This window comes from Pseudonocardia sp. (genome assembly GCF_029263155.1).
In the GTDB taxonomy this organism is placed as follows: Bacteria; Actinomycetota; Actinomycetes; order Mycobacteriales; family Pseudonocardiaceae; genus Pseudonocardia.
This window is the reverse complement of record NZ_JAJCYB010000073.1, coordinates 1-15,570: the sequence shown is the minus strand read 5'-3', so window position 1 is coordinate 15,570 and position 15,570 is coordinate 1. Positions and strand designations below refer to the sequence as shown.

16 protein-coding genes are annotated in these 15,570 nt (G+C 74.2%); 12 read left to right on the top strand and 4 right to left on the bottom strand.

Annotated features, from left to right (window positions below; translation table 11 throughout):
* Positions 1–132: 132 nt before the first annotated feature.
* The 8 genes from glp (at position 133) to Q1K26_RS14155 (ending at position 8,841) form a co-directional block, all read left to right on the top strand.
* Positions 133–1,344, top strand: coding sequence for a gephyrin-like molybdotransferase Glp (gene glp, locus Q1K26_RS14190; RefSeq protein ID WP_300011914.1), 1,212 nt, complete (start codon positions 133–135; stop codon positions 1,342–1,344).
* 359 nt (positions 1,345–1,703) lie between these two features.
* Positions 1,704–2,432: a phosphatidylserine decarboxylase gene (locus Q1K26_RS14185; RefSeq protein WP_300011911.1), complete on the top strand. Its 729-nt coding sequence runs from the start codon at positions 1,704–1,706 to the stop codon at positions 2,430–2,432.
* Between the two features lie 4 nt (positions 2,433–2,436).
* Positions 2,437–3,435: a phosphatidylcholine/phosphatidylserine synthase gene (locus Q1K26_RS14180; RefSeq protein WP_300011908.1), complete on the top strand. Its 999-nt coding sequence runs from the start codon at positions 2,437–2,439 to the stop codon at positions 3,433–3,435.
* Between the two features lie 71 nt (positions 3,436–3,506).
* Positions 3,507–3,953 carry a hypothetical protein gene (locus Q1K26_RS14175; protein ID WP_300011905.1) on the top strand — a complete coding sequence of 149 codons (447 nt, stop codon included), beginning with the start codon at positions 3,507–3,509 and terminating at the stop codon, positions 3,951–3,953.
* Position 3,954: 1 nt separating this feature from the next.
* On the top strand, positions 3,955–4,770 hold the full coding sequence (locus tag Q1K26_RS14170) for a hypothetical protein (RefSeq protein ID WP_300011902.1): 816 nt from the start codon (positions 3,955–3,957) through the stop codon (positions 4,768–4,770).
* A gap of 27 nt (positions 4,771–4,797) precedes the next feature.
* Positions 4,798–7,065 (top strand): AAA family ATPase, encoded by a 2,268-nt coding sequence (locus Q1K26_RS14165; protein WP_300011899.1) that lies wholly within the window; start codon positions 4,798–4,800, stop codon positions 7,063–7,065.
* A gap of 112 nt (positions 7,066–7,177) precedes the next feature.
* Entirely contained in the window at positions 7,178–8,395 is a 1,218-nt protein-coding gene (locus Q1K26_RS14160) for an aminoglycoside phosphotransferase family protein (protein WP_300011896.1), read from the top strand.
* Positions 8,396–8,481: 86 nt separating this feature from the next.
* Entirely contained in the window at positions 8,482–8,841 is a 360-nt protein-coding gene (locus Q1K26_RS14155; protein WP_300011893.1) for a hypothetical protein, read from the top strand.
* Between the two features lie 6 nt (positions 8,842–8,847).
* Here Q1K26_RS14155 and Q1K26_RS14150 read toward each other — a convergent pair whose 3' ends face one another.
* Positions 8,848–9,558 carry a LytR C-terminal domain-containing protein gene (locus Q1K26_RS14150; protein ID WP_300011891.1) on the bottom strand — a complete coding sequence of 237 codons (711 nt, stop codon included), beginning with the start codon at positions 9,556–9,558 and terminating at the stop codon, positions 8,848–8,850.
* A gap of 47 nt (positions 9,559–9,605) precedes the next feature.
* A complete protein-coding gene (locus Q1K26_RS14145) occupies positions 9,606–9,911 on the bottom strand; it encodes a DUF3263 domain-containing protein (RefSeq protein ID WP_300011888.1) in 306 nt (101 codons plus the stop codon).
* A gap of 129 nt (positions 9,912–10,040) precedes the next feature.
* Between Q1K26_RS14145 and Q1K26_RS14140 the strand changes: the two genes are divergently transcribed.
* Positions 10,041–10,616 (top strand): peptide deformylase, encoded by a 576-nt coding sequence (locus Q1K26_RS14140; protein WP_300011885.1) that lies wholly within the window; start codon positions 10,041–10,043, stop codon positions 10,614–10,616.
* A 28-nt stretch (positions 10,617–10,644) separates the two neighbouring features.
* On the opposite strand, the gene Q1K26_RS14135 is transcribed toward Q1K26_RS14140, so the two are convergent.
* Together Q1K26_RS14135 and Q1K26_RS14130 are read right to left on the bottom strand one after the other, a co-directional pair.
* The gene (locus Q1K26_RS14135; protein WP_300011882.1) at positions 10,645–11,235 is read right to left on the bottom strand and encodes a Uma2 family endonuclease; all 591 of its coding nucleotides are present in this window, start codon (positions 11,233–11,235) and stop codon (positions 10,645–10,647) included.
* A gap of 80 nt (positions 11,236–11,315) precedes the next feature.
* Positions 11,316–11,756: a nitroreductase family deazaflavin-dependent oxidoreductase gene (locus Q1K26_RS14130; RefSeq protein ID WP_300011879.1), complete on the bottom strand. Its 441-nt coding sequence runs from the start codon at positions 11,754–11,756 to the stop codon at positions 11,316–11,318.
* Positions 11,757–11,910: 154 nt separating this feature from the next.
* Between Q1K26_RS14130 and thiD the strand changes: the two genes are divergently transcribed.
* The 3 genes from thiD to Q1K26_RS14115 form a co-directional block, all read left to right on the top strand.
* Positions 11,911–12,747: a bifunctional hydroxymethylpyrimidine kinase/phosphomethylpyrimidine kinase gene (gene thiD / locus Q1K26_RS14125; RefSeq protein ID WP_300011876.1), complete on the top strand. Its 837-nt coding sequence runs from the start codon at positions 11,911–11,913 to the stop codon at positions 12,745–12,747.
* Between the two features lie 139 nt (positions 12,748–12,886).
* Positions 12,887–15,148 carry a xanthine dehydrogenase family protein molybdopterin-binding subunit gene (locus tag Q1K26_RS14120; protein WP_300011873.1) on the top strand — a complete coding sequence of 754 codons (2,262 nt, stop codon included), beginning with the start codon at positions 12,887–12,889 and terminating at the stop codon, positions 15,146–15,148.
* Positions 15,145–15,570, top strand: a 426-nt coding sequence (locus Q1K26_RS14115; RefSeq protein WP_300011870.1) for a (2Fe-2S)-binding protein, incomplete at its 3' end; no start/stop codon positions are given. The genes Q1K26_RS14120 and Q1K26_RS14115, both read left to right, overlap by 4 nt.

Genomic DNA, 15,570 nt, shown 5'->3' with positions numbered 1-15,570 from the left:
GACGGACGACCGACAACCCTGCGCCGATCTCACCGGCCCGACGTCTGGCACTCTACCGTGTCGAGTGCCAACGCCGTTCTAGCACTCGCCCCGGTCGACTGCAAGGCAGGTGGGGGCGGGCAGGATGGAGCGGTGACCCGTTCTGTCGAAGAGCATCGCGCCGCCGTCGCCGCACTGATCGACACGCAGCCGGGCGAGGTGGTGCCGCTGTCCCGAGCGCGCGGGCGGGTGTTGGCCCACGACCTGGTCGCCCCGATCTCGCTGCCGTCGTTCGACAACTCCGCGATGGACGGGTACGCCGTGCGGGCCGGGGACGTCACCGGGGCCTCGGAGGAGTCGCCGGTGGTGCTGCCGGTGGCCGCCGACATCCCGGCCGGACGCACCGACGTCCCACCGTTGGAGCCGGGTACCGCGCACCGGATCATGACCGGCGCCCCGATGCCCGCGGGCGCCGACGCCGTCGTTCCGGTGGAGCGCACCGACGGCGGCACCGACCGGGTGTCGCTGCGGCACGCCCCGGCCCCCGGCACGCACGTGCGCTCGGTGGGCGAGGACGTGGGTGCCGGCAGCGTGGTGGTGGCCGGGGGCACCGTGCTGCAGGCCGCCCAGATCGGGGTGGCCGCCGCGGTGGGGTACGCGGAGCTGGAGGTGCGGCGCCGGCCCGTCGTGCTGGTGCTGTCCACCGGTTCCGAGCTCGTGGCGCCCGGCACGCCCCTGCGGCCCGGACAGATCTACGAGTCGAACGGGCCGATGCTGGCCGCGGCGGTCGAGGAGGCGGGCGCGCAGGCGCGGCTGCTGCGCTACGTGCCCGACGACGTCGAGGAGTTCCTGGCCCGACTCGGGGAGCAGATCGCCGGTGTCGATCTCGTGCTCACCTCCGGCGGTGTGAGCGCCGGGGCGTACGAGGTGGTCAAGGACGCGTTCACCGGGCGCGGCGTGGAGTTCGTCAAGGTCGGGATGCAGCCCGGCGGGCCCCAGGGCGCCGGCCGGATCGACGCGCTCGGCGGGGTCGCCGTGGTGACGTTGCCCGGCAATCCGGTCAGCTCACAGGTGTCGTTCGAGGTGTTCGTGCGGCCGGCGCTGCGGGCCGCCATGGGGCACCCACACCCCGATCGCCCGGTGGTCACGGCCACGCTGGGTGAGCGCTGGATCTCGCCCGCGGGGCGACGCCAGTTCCGCCGAGGGGTGCTGGACGCGGTCCGCGGCACCGTCGCCGAGGTGGGGGATCCGGCCTCGCACCTGCTCGCGGCGCTCGCCAGGGCGGAGTGCCTGGTCGTGGTGCCGTCCGAGGTGACGGAGCTGGAGGAGGGGTCCCCCGTGGAGGTCTGGCTGCTGGACGGGTGACCGACGCGCTCCGATGTGGTACAGATCACAGTCAAGTGATGCAACAAACGGAGCCTCGGGAACGTCATACCGGTGAACGTTCGGCCGATCGGTGCACATCGCGGTCTTCATCTCTCCGCGACCTGGACGATCGATCGCATGCTCAGGGATACTTTCCCTGTACCCGGGTACTCGACGGGTGCGGTGCAAAGGGCCTACCGCCCGTCGCTGGGGAGCGGACGAGCGGTTCCACGGCCGGGGTCGTCGTCTCGGGGGATGGCGGCCCCGGCCCTTTTGTGTCCCGTCCGTCGCGTACCGTAGCCGCCGCGACGGCCATCCCGGGTCGCCACGCCGCAGCGAAGAAGTCGAGAACGCACCCCATGTCCGCGCCGCCCCCCACGCCCTCCGGGTTCTCCCCCCGCCACGTCGCCGGGTTGATCCGGGACGCGATCCCGCCGATGCATCCGGGCGGCCGCCCGCTCGTGGCCACGGTCGCGCTCGGCGCGGGGGTGCTCCGCGCCGTCACCGGCCGCGGCACCGGCCCGGGGCTGCTCGCCACCGCCGCCACCGCGGCGTTCTTCCGCAATCCGCGCCGGGTGCCGCCGCCGCGCACCGGCGTGGTGCTCGCCGCAGCGGACGGCACGGTCGCCACGGTGTCCGATGTCGCGCCCCCGCCCGAGCTCGCCCTGCCGGCGGGCACCGTGTCGCGGGTGAGCGTGTTCCTGTCCGTGCTCGACGTGCACACGCAGCGCATCCCCGCCGACGGCCGGGTGCTCGAGGTGCGCTACACGCCCGGCACCTTCCTCTCCGCCGACCTGGACAAGGCCAGCGAGGACAACGAGCGCAACGCCGTGCTGCTGGAGACCGCGGACGGGCACCGCATCGGGATCGTCCAGATCGCCGGACTGCTCGCGCGCCGCATCGTCTGCGACGTGGCGCCGGGTGCCGAGGTGGCCGCGGGGGAGACCTACGGGCTGATCCGCTTCGGCTCCCGCGTGGACGTGTACCTGCCCGCCGGCAGCCGGGTCGAGGTGGCGGTCGGGCAACGGACGATCGGCGGCGAGACGGTGCTGGCGACCCTGCCGGCCGCCCCGCCCCGGGAGGGCTGAGCGGGTGCCGGCTCCCTACCCCGTCGGCGTCCGGCTGCTGCCCAACGCGGTCACCGTGGTCGCGCTGAGCGCGGGCCTCTCGTCGGTGTACTTCGCGCTCGGCGGGCGGTTCGAGCTGGCGGTGCTGGCCGTCGGTGTCGCCGCCCTGTGCGATGCGCTCGACGGGCGCCTCGCCCGGCTGCTCGACGCCAGCACCCGCATCGGCGCCGAGCTCGACTCGCTCGCCGATCTCGTCTCGTTCGGGGTGTCCCCCGCGCTGGTGCTCTACGTCTGGCAGGTCGGCCTGGTGGACGGGGGCGCCGGGCGCTTCGCATGGGTCGTCGCACTGGTGTACGCGGTGTGCATGGCGCTGCGGCTCGCCCGGTTCAACACCCTGCTCGACGCGGAGGATCCCTACCCGTTCACCAAGGAGTTCTTCGTCGGGGTGCCGGCCCCGGCCGCCGCCCTGCTGGCCGGGATCCCGCTCTACCTGTTCCTGCACTTCGGCGCGGGCTGGTGGTCCTCGGCGGTCGTGGTCGCGCTGAGCATGCTGCTCGCCGCCGGCCTCATGGTGAGCAGGCTGCCGACGCTGTCGTTCAAGACGGCCCGGGTGGGGCCGCGCTTCGTCGCCCCGCTGCTCGTGCTCGTCGGGCTGCTGGCGGCGGTACTGGTGACCGTGCCCTACCTGACGCTCGCCGTCGTCGGCGTGCTCTACCTCGCGGCGCTGCCGTACACGGTGTACCGGTACCGGTGGCTGTCGCGGCATCCGGAGGCATGGGACGTGCCGATGCGGGAGCGGCGCGCCGTCGCCCGCGCCGCGCGCTCGGCCCGCAGGCTGGGGCTGCGCCCGCCGCTGCGCCGACGCGTGGCGGGCCGGGCCAGCGCGGTCGCCGGCCGCGCGCGGGCCGTGGCCGGGGCCGTCCGGCGGCTCGGCGACGACGGCCCTCCACCCCGCCGCGCCCCCGGCCCCGCTCCGCAACCCCCGCGCAACCGGCTGCGGCTGGGCCTGCGCCGCCGCCGCTGACGGCGACACCCACCGTCCGCCCCCGATCCAGATCTTGTGAGTCGGTCGGTGACCCCGCTAGCGTCCGAGGAATGATCAACTCGCGGACTCGGCGGGTCGTCTGGGCGGTGCCGGTCGTCTGTGCCCTGCTGCTGTGCCTTCCCGGCGCGGCGGCGGCGGACGCGGTGCAGGACAGGGTCTTCGACACCCGGGGCGACAACGTGCATCTCTCCAGGACGCCGCCGCCGACCGCTTCCGGTCACGGGTGGTGGCTCCGGGGGTCGAGCGACGCAGAGCTGGCGGACGTGACCGTTCAGCTGCAGGTCCTCAACAACGGCAACTGGGTGGACGTCGGGCCCCCGGGAAGGAAGCGGGTCAAGCCCGGTGGTGGCTCGGCCAACCGGGCCAACGCCCGATACCTGTGTGCCAACTCGCTCCAGGTGAACTGGCGCAGTGTCATCGACGTCGATCTGGTCGGCTACGCGGACAGCTCGAACGTCGCCGTCACACCCCCGCGCCTGCTCTCCTGCGGCGCCTGAGATGGGTGACGCCGCCTCGGACCGGGACAAGATCGTCGATGCCACGCTGATGATCGGTTGGTACGGGCGCATCGTGCGGCACCCCTGGTTGTCCCCGGACTGGGCCGAGGAGGACATGTACAGCCTCTTCGCCGCCGGCGCCGAGGCGATGGGATGGTCGTCCTCCGGCCCCGGGGATGACGACGGCCTGTGGGGGATGAACGACGCGGGGCAGGACCGGGCGGGCGGTGCAACGACCCGGCTCGCCTGGTTCCAGGTGGGCCTGCCGACCCACCGCGCGGGCGGGCCCCGGCCGCTCCCGCTGCAGCCGCTCGCCACATGCTCGTGGGACGCCGTCGCCCGGATCGGCGACGTGGCGGCCGATGGCGTCCAGTTCCTCGTGCCGCTGCAGCTCGCCGGCCCGTCGGCCGGTCGGCTCGAAGCCGGCCTGAACCCGTTCCACGCAGCGGATCCAGCCGCCCGGACGGCGGCGACCGTCACGGTCGACACCGGCTCGAACGACATCGGACGGCGCCGTGCGAAGGACCTGCTCGAGGGGATGGCGGCCCTCCGCACCGGCCCCTTCCGGGTGACGGGGCCCGTGCGCATCGCCCCGACGGTCGACGCGCCGCAGCCGCCGCTGGTCGGGGACATGTGGATGGGGCCCTCCCGGCACCCGGTCGAGTTCGACGCGGACCTGCCGGAATGGACGCCGGACGCCCTCGGCTGGCTCGCCCTGCTCGTCGCGGAGGGCGCCCGGCGCGCCGGGATCGCCACGACGGCCCTGGTCGGCATCAGCCGGGAGGGCGCGGCGGGACCCGGCGGTCGCCGCCGGTGACCGGCGGGCGGTGGATAGCGTGATCGCGTGACGTCGCCTGAGATCGCGCTCGTGGCCCGGCTCGCCGCCACCGCCGCCGACGCCCGGCGGGGGGTGGTGCGACTGCACCCGGAGGTGCTCGACGCCCTCGGCCTGCGTTCGTGGGATGCCGTCACGCTGACCGGTGCGCGGGTCACCACCGCCCTCGCGGCACCGGGCGACGGGCCGCCGGGGCAGGCCACCCTCGACGACGTGACGCTGTCGAACGCGGGACTCACCGACGGGGCCGAGGTGGTGGTGGCCGTGGCCGGTGTGCGACCGGCGCGCCGCGTGCTGGTCACCGGGTCGCAGCTGGCCCGGGCGTCCGTCACGCCGGAGACGCTGCGGCTCGCGCTGCTCGGCAAGGTCCTGACCAGCGGGGACGCGGTGTCGCTTCGCCCTCAGGACCTCGGGCCCGTGGCCGGTCTGGACGTCTCCGACGCCCGCAGGCGGGTGGCCGGGGCGTTGGGCGGGTCGTGGACCACCGAGCTGCTGACGGTGGTCGCGGTCGAGCCGTCCGGAGCCGTCGCGGTGCGGCCGAGCAGCGTCGTCGGGTGGCGGGACGGCGCGAGCACGGCCGACGCACCGCACGATCCCACGGCGGTCCCGCTTCCGGAGCCGCGGCCGGTGCGCCCCGGGCCCGGACCCGCCGCACCCGGGTCCGCCGCACCCGGGTCCGCGCCCGCTGCGGCGCAGATGACTCCGGTGGAGCCGCCCGTGCCGGTGGCGGATCTCGTCGGCAACACCGAGCCCGCCCGCAGGCTGCTCGAGTGGCTGGAGCTGAGCCTCGACCGGCCCGAGCTGCTCGCCCGCCTCGGCGGCTCGGCCCGGCTCGGGGTGCTGCTCGTGGGGCCGGAGGGGGTGGGGAAGGCGACGCTGGTGCACAGCGTCGCCGCGGCCGTGGGCGCGCGCTGCGTCGAGCTGGCGGCACCCGCGGCGGTGGCGCTGGCGGCGGCGTCGGAGCGGGTGCACGATGTCGTCGGTGCGGCCCGGGCGGCGGCCCGGGGCGGTGAACGCGTGGTGCTCCTGGTCACCGACGTCGACGCCCTGCTGCCCGCGGCGGCCCCGCCGCCGCTGTCCACGCTCGTGCTCGACGTGCTGCGCGACGCCCTGTCCACACCCGGGCTCGCGCTGGTCGCCACCACCGCCGCCCCAGAGTCGGTGGACCCGCGGCTGCGCGCGCCCGATCTCGCCGACCGCGAGCTGGGACTGGCCCTGCCCGACCTTCGCGTACGCACCGAGCTGCTGCGCAGGTTGCTGGCGTCGGTGCCGATGGTGGAGGGGGTGGACCTGCGCGCCGTCGCCGAACGCACGCCCGGGTTCGTGGTCGCCGACCTCACCGCCGTGCGCCGGGAGGCGGCCGTGCGTGCCGCGCTGCGCGGGGCCGAGGAGATCGGCCAGGCCGACCTGCTCGACGCCGTCGGGTCGGTGCGGCCGATCTCGATGTCCTCGTCGGACACGCTGCAGACCGGCGGGATCACCCTCGACCAGGTCGGGGACATGGTCGAGGTCAAGCAGGCGCTCACCGAGGCCGTGCTGTGGCCGTTGCAGTACCCGGACTCGTTCGCGCGGCTGGGTGTCGACCCGCCGCGCGGCGTGCTCGTCTACGGACCGCCCGGGTGCGGCAAGACGTTCCTGCTGCGCGCGCTGGCCGGTACCGGGCAGCTCAACGTGCTGTCGGTGAAGGGTGCCGAGCTGCTCGACAAGTACGTCGGCGAGTCCGAGCGGGCCGTGCGCGAGCTGTTCCGCCGGGCCGCCGACGCCGCACCCGCGCTGGTCTTCCTCGACGAGGTGGACGCGCTCGCTCCGCGCCGCGGGCAGTCCACCGACTCCGGCGTCGCCGACCGCGTGGTCGCCGCCCTGCTCACCGAGCTCGACGGCGCCGAGCCGCTGCGCGACGTGATCGTCGTCGGCGCCACCAACCGGCCCGAATTGATCGATCCCGCGCTGCTGCGTCCCGGGCGCCTGGAGCGCCTGGTCTACGTGCCGCCGCCGGACGCGGCCGCCCGTGCCGACATCCTGCGCGCGGCGAGCCGCAACACCCCGCTGGCCGGCGACGTCGACCTCGATGTGATCGGTGCGGAGCTGGACGGCTACAGCGCGGCCGACTGCTCCGCGGTGCTGCGCGAGGCGGCGTTGACGGCGATGCGCGAGTCACGTGACGCGGCCGAGGTCACGGCGGGGCACATCGCCTCGGCCCGGGCCGTCGTCCCGGCCTCGCTGGACCCGGGGCAGCTGGCCGAGCTGGCGGCGTACGCGGAGCAGCGCCGCCGCTGAGCACGCCCCGACCACGTGACGTCGACGGGCCCGGGGCCGGCCCGTGCCGCGATGAGCGCCCTCTCATCCCGGTCTCATGCCCGGGCGGCACCGCGCGGGCGAACCTGGACCGGTGTTCTCCGTGCCGATGCTCGACCCCCGCTGGCCCGCCTCTCTCGCTCTGCTGCTCGGCCCCGGCGCGGGCGAGCTGATCCAGGTCGCGCTGCACGGCGTCGGCGGGCGGCTGCGTGCGCTGCGGGTCGCGACGGTGGGGGTGCAGCCCACCGGGGCCACCGTCGTCCAGTACACCGCGACCGTCGACCGCGCCGACGGCACCACGAGCACGGAGACGCTCGCGGCCACCACCGGTTCGCGCATCCCGGACGGCGCGGCCGTCGTCGCCGGGGAGGTCGGTGGCGAGCCGGTGGAGGTGGGGTTGTGGCGCTGGCCCCAGGATCCGGCGCTGCCGGCGCTGGCGACGGCGACCGACCCGCACCTGCTGGCAGCGGCCCTCGATGCGGCCGGCCTGCCGCACCGGGGGGTGGCGCGGGTGCGGGTGCGCGCCTACCGGCCCGGGCGGCGCGCCGTGCTCGAGGTGACCGGCGAGTGCACCCGCCTGTTCTGCAAGGTCGTGCGGCCCGCTGCGGTCGACGCGCTGCGCGTCCGCCACGACCTGCTCGCGCCGGTGCTTCCCGTTCCGCCGGTCCTCGCCGCCACCGGGGGTGGCCTCGTGGTGCTGCCCGCCGCGGCGGGCACCCCCGTGCGCGCCCTGCTGTCCGAGGGCGGCGCGCCTCCCGGCGGCCCCGAGCTCGATGCGCTCCTCGACCGGCTGCCCCCGGCGCTCGTCGACCTGCCGACCCGGCGGAGCGCGCCCGGCGGCCATCTCGACCGTGCCCGGCACTTCGCCGACGTCCTCGCGCTGACCTCGCACACCGGCTGCACCGCCCGGCTCGACGCGCTGGTGGAGCGGCTCGCCGTCGCCGACCGCGGGGACCACCCCACGGTCGCCGTGCACGGCGACTTCTACGAGTCGCAGCTCCACGCCGAGGGCGGGCGCGTGACCGCGCTGCTCGACGTCGACACCGCGGGCGGCGGGAGGCGCATCGACGACTGGGCGACCCTGCTGGCCCACCTGTCCGTACTCGGCGGGCCGGCCCGCAGCTGGGGTGCGGAGCTGCTGGCGCACGCGGAGCGCCGGTTCGCCAGGGCACAGCTGCGTCCCCGCGTCGCCGCTGCGGTGCTCGGCCTGGCGACCGGTCCCTTCCGGGTCCAGCAGCCGGGATGGGCGGACCACAGCGAGTGGCGGGTCGCGCTCGCCGAGCGGTGGCTCGCCGGCGTGCCGGACCTGTGAACCTCCTCATCGGCCTCTCCCGGTGTGCTCACCTGCCGTGGCGAACCTGGAGGACGTGAGCACACCGACAGAACCTGGAGCCGGACATGACATCCCGACCCGCCCCCTGGAAGATCGTCACCCTCGGCGTCGCCATCAGTGGCCTCGGCCTGGCCGGCGCCGGCATCGCACTCGCGGGCGACGACGGCGCGCAGAGCGAGACGCCGCGCCCGGTCGCGGTGTCCGCGGCCGACGCCGCGGCCGCCCCCGTCCCGCTCGCCCCCGCAGCGGTCGACATGTCGCCGGAGTCCGCGGACTCGCCGTTCGAGAGCCCGTTCGACTCGGCCGGATCGCCGTTCGACAGCCCGCAGTCCGCGACCTCCCCGATCACGCCGGACTCCCCGGTCTCCCCGGACAGCCCGGTCTCCCCGGACTCCCCGGACTCGGCCGACTCCCCGGACGACTGACCGGCGTCAGGCGCCCTGGTAGTCCTTCGTCAGGATGACGATCACGCCGGGGCTGGCGTCCTCGATGCCCTCGAAGCGGGGCTTGGAGCGCAGGTCGAACGCCTTCGCGAGGAAGTCGGCGGCGTCCTTCTCGGCGGTGCCCTCGCGGTAGTACACGGTGGACACGGGGATGAGGCCGTTGTAGCCGCCGATCTCGGTGACGGTCCAGCCGGCGGCCTCGAAGTCGGCCGCGCCGCGGGCGGCGAGCCCGGTGATCGTGCTGTTGTTGTAGACGCGCAGCGGCATGCGGACGTCCTCGGCGCCGCCGCGGCCGGAGTCGATCCCCGAGCCCCCGGAACCGCTCGAGCCCCCGGAACCGCCCGTACCCCCGCCACTCTGCTCCGGAGCGCCGATCCCACCGGTCGGCGCGGGGCCGAACGAGGGGATGGGGACGCCGCCGTCACCGGGGTCGGCGCCCGGCGCGGCGCCGTCGGACGCGGTGTCGCCGGGGGCGGTGTCGTCGGTCGGGGGCGTCGCCCCGTCGGTCGGGGTGAATCCGGACCCGGCGTCGGGCGACGCGCTGATCGACGTCGACGGGGCGGCGCTGGAGCCGCTTCCGTCCCCGCCGGTGGCGAGCGTGGCCAGGCCGATGATGCCGGCGACCGCGCCCACCCCGAGCAGGGCGAGCCCGCCCACCCGAAGTGGCGACGGGCCGCCGGACGGGGCGGGTGCGGTCACGGCGTCCTCCGGATGTCGGTCAGTGCGAACTGCGGATCATGGTGTCGTCACCAGGGTTCGATGCCCAGCCGACGCGCCGCACGGGTGCGCTGCCTGCTGGCGCGCAGCCTGCGCAGCCGCTTGACGAGCAGGGGATCGGCCTCCAGCGCCTCCGGCCGGTCCACCAGCGCGTTGAGCACCTGGTAGTAGCGGGTGGCCGACATGTCGAACAGCTCACGGATCGCCTGTTCCTTCGCGCCCGCGTACTTCCACCACTGGCCCTCGAAGGCGAGGATCTCGTGGTCCCGGCGGTCCAGCCCGCGGACCTTCCTGCCCGTAGTGGACACTCCACTAGGTTCGGTGGCGGACTCCATCACGCTCCTCGCAGCCTCGCTCGAACTGAATGACACATGTGTCATTCACGGCGGCCATTAGACCACGGGGCACCGACAGGACCGGGTCAGGGACGCGCCACAGAAGAGTGGGAAATATGCTCCTCGACCGTGGCCGTCCGACCCATCCGCATCATCGGTGATCCCGTCCTGCACACCGCGACCCGCCGCGTCGAGACGTTCGACGAGGAGCTGAAGGCGCTGGTCGGCGACATGTTCGACACGATGGCGGCGGCCGAGGGTGTCGGGCTCGCGGCCAACCAGATCGGCGTGGACCGCCGGGTGTTCGTCTACGACTGCCCGGACGAGACGCTGCGCACCCGCGTGCGCGGCGTCGTGGTCAACCCGGTGCTGGAGACCTCGCAGCGCCCCGAGGGCATGCCCGATCCCGAGGACGACGAGGAGGGCTGCCTGTCGGTACCCGCGGAGTCGTTCCCGACCGGGCGCGCCGAGTGGGCGAAGGTCACCGGCGCCGACGCCGACGGGGAACCGGTGGAGGTGGAAGGCCGCGGGTTCCTGGCCCGCTGCCTGCAGCACGAGGTCGACCACCTCGACGGGGTGATCTACGTCGACCGGCTCGTGGGTCGCAACGCCCGCGCGGCGAAGAAGGCCCTGCGCCGCAACGGCTGGGGCGCGCCCGGGCTGAGCTGGGACCCGTCGACCGAGCACGCCGAGGACGTCTCGTGAGTGCGTAGCACTCCAGCACCGTGCGCGCTCACGGCCCGGTCGGCGCCGGCGGATCGAGGTCGATCTCGACGGCGAAGGGTGCGGTGGGCGAGAAGAGCCCGGTCACCGCACCGCCGTCGCGGTAGCCGAAGTCACCGGCGAGGTGGCAGGCGATCAGGGACACCGGGTCGTCCAGGTCGACGATCCAGTAGTGCGGGATGCCGGCGTCGGCGTACTCCCCGCGCTTGACGACGTGGTCGGTGCGCACCGAGCTCGGCGAGACGACCTCGACGACCAGGACGACCTCGGACGCTCGCAGCACGCCGCCCTCGCGGCGCAGGCGCAGCTGCGCCTCCCGCGTCGCCACGACGAGGTCTGGCCGGCGGACCGTGCCCGGCCCGTCGGCCGGGACGAGCTGGAGGTCGAGATCGAGGTCCTGGGCCGCGACCAGGCCGGGAGGCAGCTGGGACCTGACCTGGGAGTGGAGCTCGAACAGGAAATCCTGGTGATCGAACACCGGGCTCGCGCACATGACCAACCGCCCCTCGACCAGCTCGGAGTAGCCCGGCTCGATCTCCCCGATGGCGAGGTACTCGGCCACGGTGAGGGGATGTGGTGGGGCGACCGGCTGCAGCGTCACCATCCCAGTGTGGCACCCGACCCCGACGGGACCGGGCCGTCCCGCCGCCGACACGGCGGGAACGGCCCGGGGACGACCGATCAGGCCCCGCGCGGCTCCAGCACGAACACCGGGATCTCGCGTTCGGTCTTGCGCTGGTAGTCCTCGTAGTCGGCATAGGTGGCGACGGCGCGCTTCCACCACAGCGCCTTCTCCTCACCGGTGACCTCGCGCGCGGTGTAGTCGTTGGTCACCGTGCCGTCCTGCAGCTCGACGTGCGGCTCGGCCCGCACGTTGAAGTACCAGACGGGGTGCTGGGGTGCACCGCCCAGCGACGCGACCACGGCGTAGGTGCCCTCGTGCTCCACCCGCATCAGCGGCACCTTGCGCAGCTTGCCGGTCTTCGCGCCGCGCGTCGTCAGCAGGATCACCGGGCGGCCCTTGATGTCGACGCTGTCGGTGGTGCCGGTCTCGAGGATCTTCTCGGTCTGGTCGCGGACCCAGCCGGTGGGGCTCAGTTCGTACTCTCCGTCAAGTGGCATGGCCCCGATCCAACACGCCTTCCCCGTCCGCCGCCGGGCGGCTACGGTCGAGATCACAATCGGGAGCTCGCGCGCTGCGGGCTGAGAGGGCGTGGCGGGATGCGGCCGCCGACCGTCGAACCAGTCCGGGCAATGCCGGCTGACGGAGGTGGACGTGCACGACACCATCGGTGTCACCCCGCCGCGGGTGCTGACGATCGCCGGCACCGACTCCGGCGGCGGCGCGGGGGTGGCCGCGGACCTGCGCACGATGGCGGCCTGCGGCGCCCACGGCTGCGTGGCCGTCACCGCGGTCACCGTGCAGAACTCGGTGGGCGTCACCGGCGTGCACACGGTGCCGCCGGAGACGGTCGCCGCGCAGATCGTCTCGGTCGCCACCGACATCGGGCTCGACGCGGCCAAGACCGGGATGCTCGCCGGGCGGGAGATCATCGAGGCCGTCGCCGAGGCGTGCGACCGGGTCGGCATCGGGGAGCGGATCCCGCTCGTCGTCGACCCGGTGGCCGCGTCCATGCACGGCGACCCGCTGCTCGCGGGCGACGCGCTCGACGCCTACCGGAACCTGCTGTTCCCGCGCGCGACGCTCGTCACCCCCAACCTCGACGAGGTGCGCCTGCTCGTCGGCGTCGACGTGCACGACCGCGCGGGCCAGCGCGACGCCGCGACGGTGCTGCACGCGCTCGGGCCGCGCCACGTGCTGGTCAAGGGCGGGCACATGAGCGAGGACGGCTGCGTCGACCTGCTCTACGACGGCCACACCTTCACCGAACTGCCCGGCCCGCGCTTCGACACCATCCACACCCACGGCGGCGGCGACTCGATGGCCTCGGCCATCGCCTGCGGGCTGGCCCGTGGCCTGCCCGTTCCCGGCGCCGTGGCGTTCGGCAAGCGCTACATCACCGAGGCCGTCCGGCACTCCTACCCGCTCGGAGCCGGGCACGGTCCGGTGTCGCCGCTGTGGGCCGTCCGTCCGTGGTGGGCGGGCGGGTAGCGACGCAGGCGCTGCGCGCCCGCCGTGGGCACGGGTGTGCGCGACAGGGCGGGCCCGGCGGTCGCGGGTTACGCTCGCCGACGACGAGCCAGGCGACCCGTGCACCCCGATCCACGTGTGTCGCAGCGAGGGAGAATTCATGAGCATCATGGGCACGCGCGTGGTCCGCACCGAGGATCCGCTGTTCCTCTCGCGGGGGGCCACCTACACCGACGACCTCACCGACGAGCGGCTCTCCGGTGCGCTGCACCTGACGCTGGTGCGATCGCCGCTGGCCCACGCGCGGATCACCGCGGTCGACGTCGAGGAGGCGCGCACGGCCCCCGGCGTCGTCGCCGTGATCACCGGTGCCGACGTCGACCTGCCTCCCGCGCTGCTGTTCGGGGGCGCGAACAAGGGCATGGTCCGGCCGTGGCTCGCCACCGAGAAGGTGCGGTTCGTCGGCGAGCCGGTGGTCGCCGTCGTCACCGAGGAGGCCTACCAGGGCCAGGACGCCGCCGACCTCGTGGCCGTCGACTACGACCCGTTGCCCGCGGTCATCGATCTGAAGGCGGCGGCCACCGACGAGGTGCTGGTGTTCGAGGAGGTCGGCACCAACACCTCCAACGGCTTCGGGCTCAAGGACGAGTTCGACGAGCACCTGTTCGACGACTGCGAGGTCGTCGTCACCAAGGAGATCGTCAACCAGCGCCTCGCCGCGGCGTCGCTGGAGACCCGCGCCGCGAGCGCCGTCTGGGGTGCGGACGGGCGGGTCACGCTCTGGTGCTCCACGCAGGCCGCGCAGGCGGCCAAGGGTGAGGTGGCCGGCTGGCTCGGTGTCGACGCCGACCTCGTCCACGTGATCACGCCCGACGTCGGCGGCGGTTTCGGCGCCAAGATCGGCGCGGACCCCGAGTTCGCCCTCGTCGCCTGGCTCGCCCGGCACACCGGTCGCCCGGTGCGCTGGAACGAGACGCGCTCGGAGAACATGACCGGGATGGTGCAGGGTCGTGCGCAGGCCCAGACGATCACGATCGGCGGCAACCGCGAGGGCGACGTGCTCGCCTACCGCCTCGACGTGCTCGCCGACGCCGGGGCCTACCCGCGCCTGGGCGCGCTGCTGCCGATGTTCACGCGGATGATGGCGCCCGGCGTCTACGACATTCCGAAGGTGGAGTCGCGCGCCCGGGTGCTGGTGACCACCACCACGTCCACCGCGGCCTACCGCGGTGCGGGCCGGCCCGAGGCCACGGCCGCGATCGAGCGCGCGATGGACCTGTTCGCCGCCGAGATCGGCAAGGACCCGGTGGAGGTGCGCCGGCGCAACCTGCTGCGGCCCGAGCAGTTCCCGCTCACGACCAAGGGCGGGGCGCCCTACGACTCCGGCGAGTACGGGAAGGCCCTGGACGCGGTGCTCGAGGCCGCGGACTACGCCGGCCTGCGTGCCGAGCAGAAGCGGCGCCGGGATGCCGGTGAGGTCGTGCAGCTGGGCATCGGGGTGTCGGTGTTCGTCGAGATCACCGGCGGCGGCGCGTTCTCCGAGGACGCCGCGGTCGAGGTGCACCCCGACGGCACCGTCACCGTGCTCACCGGCACGTCGCCGCACGGGCAGGGCCACGCCACCGCGTGGGCGATGCTCGCGAGCGAGCACCTCGGCATCGAGATCTCGAAGATCACGGTCAAGCACGGCGACACCGACCTGATCCCGCGCGGGTCCGGCACGATGGGCTCGCGCAGCCTGCAGACCGGTGGCGTCGCGGTCCACCAGGCCGCGGGCGAGCTGGTCGAGCTGGCCAAGCAGCGCGCCGCCGACCTGCTGGAGGCGAACGTCGACGACCTGGAGGTCGGCGACGGGCGGGGCGCGGTGAAGGGCACCGACTCCGGTGTCACGCTCGCGCAGCTCGCGGAGTCCGAGCCGCTCAAGGTCGACACGAACTTCGACAGCGGAGCGCCGTCGTTCCCGTTCGGTGCGCACGTCGCCGTCGTCGAGGTCGACGTCGAGTCCGGCAAGGCGGTGGTCGACCGGATCGTCACCGTCGACGACGCGGGCCCCGTGCTCAACCCCCTGCTGTGCGAGGGGCAGCGCCACGGCGGCATCGCCCAGGGCATCTCGCAGGCCCTGCTCGAGGAGGTCGTCTACGACGACGACGGCAACCCCCTGACGGCCACGTTCGCCGACTACGCGTTCCCCTCGGCCGCCGAGCTGCCCAGCTTCACGCTGCTGGACATGGCCACCCCGACACACCTCAACCCGCTGGGCGTCAAGGGGATCGGCGAGGCCGGCACGATCGGGGCCACCCCGGCGGTGCAGTCGGCCGTCATCGACGCCGTGTCGCACCTCGGCGTCCGCCACATCGACATGCCGACCAGCCCGCTGCGGGTGTGGACGGCGATCAACGCCGCGTCTGGAGAGAACGCATGAAGATCGCGATGACGGTGAACGGCGAGGCGAACTCCGCCGACGTCGAGCCCCGCCTGCTGCTCGCGCACTACCTGCGCGACACGCTCGGGCTCAAGGCCACCAACATCGGCTGCGACACCACCTCCTGCGGCGCGTGCACCGTGCTGCTCGACGGGGAGTCGGTGAAGTCCTGCACGATGCTGGCGGTGCAGGCCGACGAGTCGTCGGTGCAGACGATGGAGGGCCTCTCGCCCTCCCCCGAGGACCTGCATCCCGTCGCGGCCGCGTTCCGGGCCGAGCACGGCCTGCAGTGCGGGTTCTGCACACCTGGCATGATCATGTCCGCCCTCGACCTTCTGAAACACAACTCCGACCCCAGCGAGGCCGATGTCCGCCACTGGCTCGAAGGCAATATCTGTCGCTGTACGGGCTACCACAATATC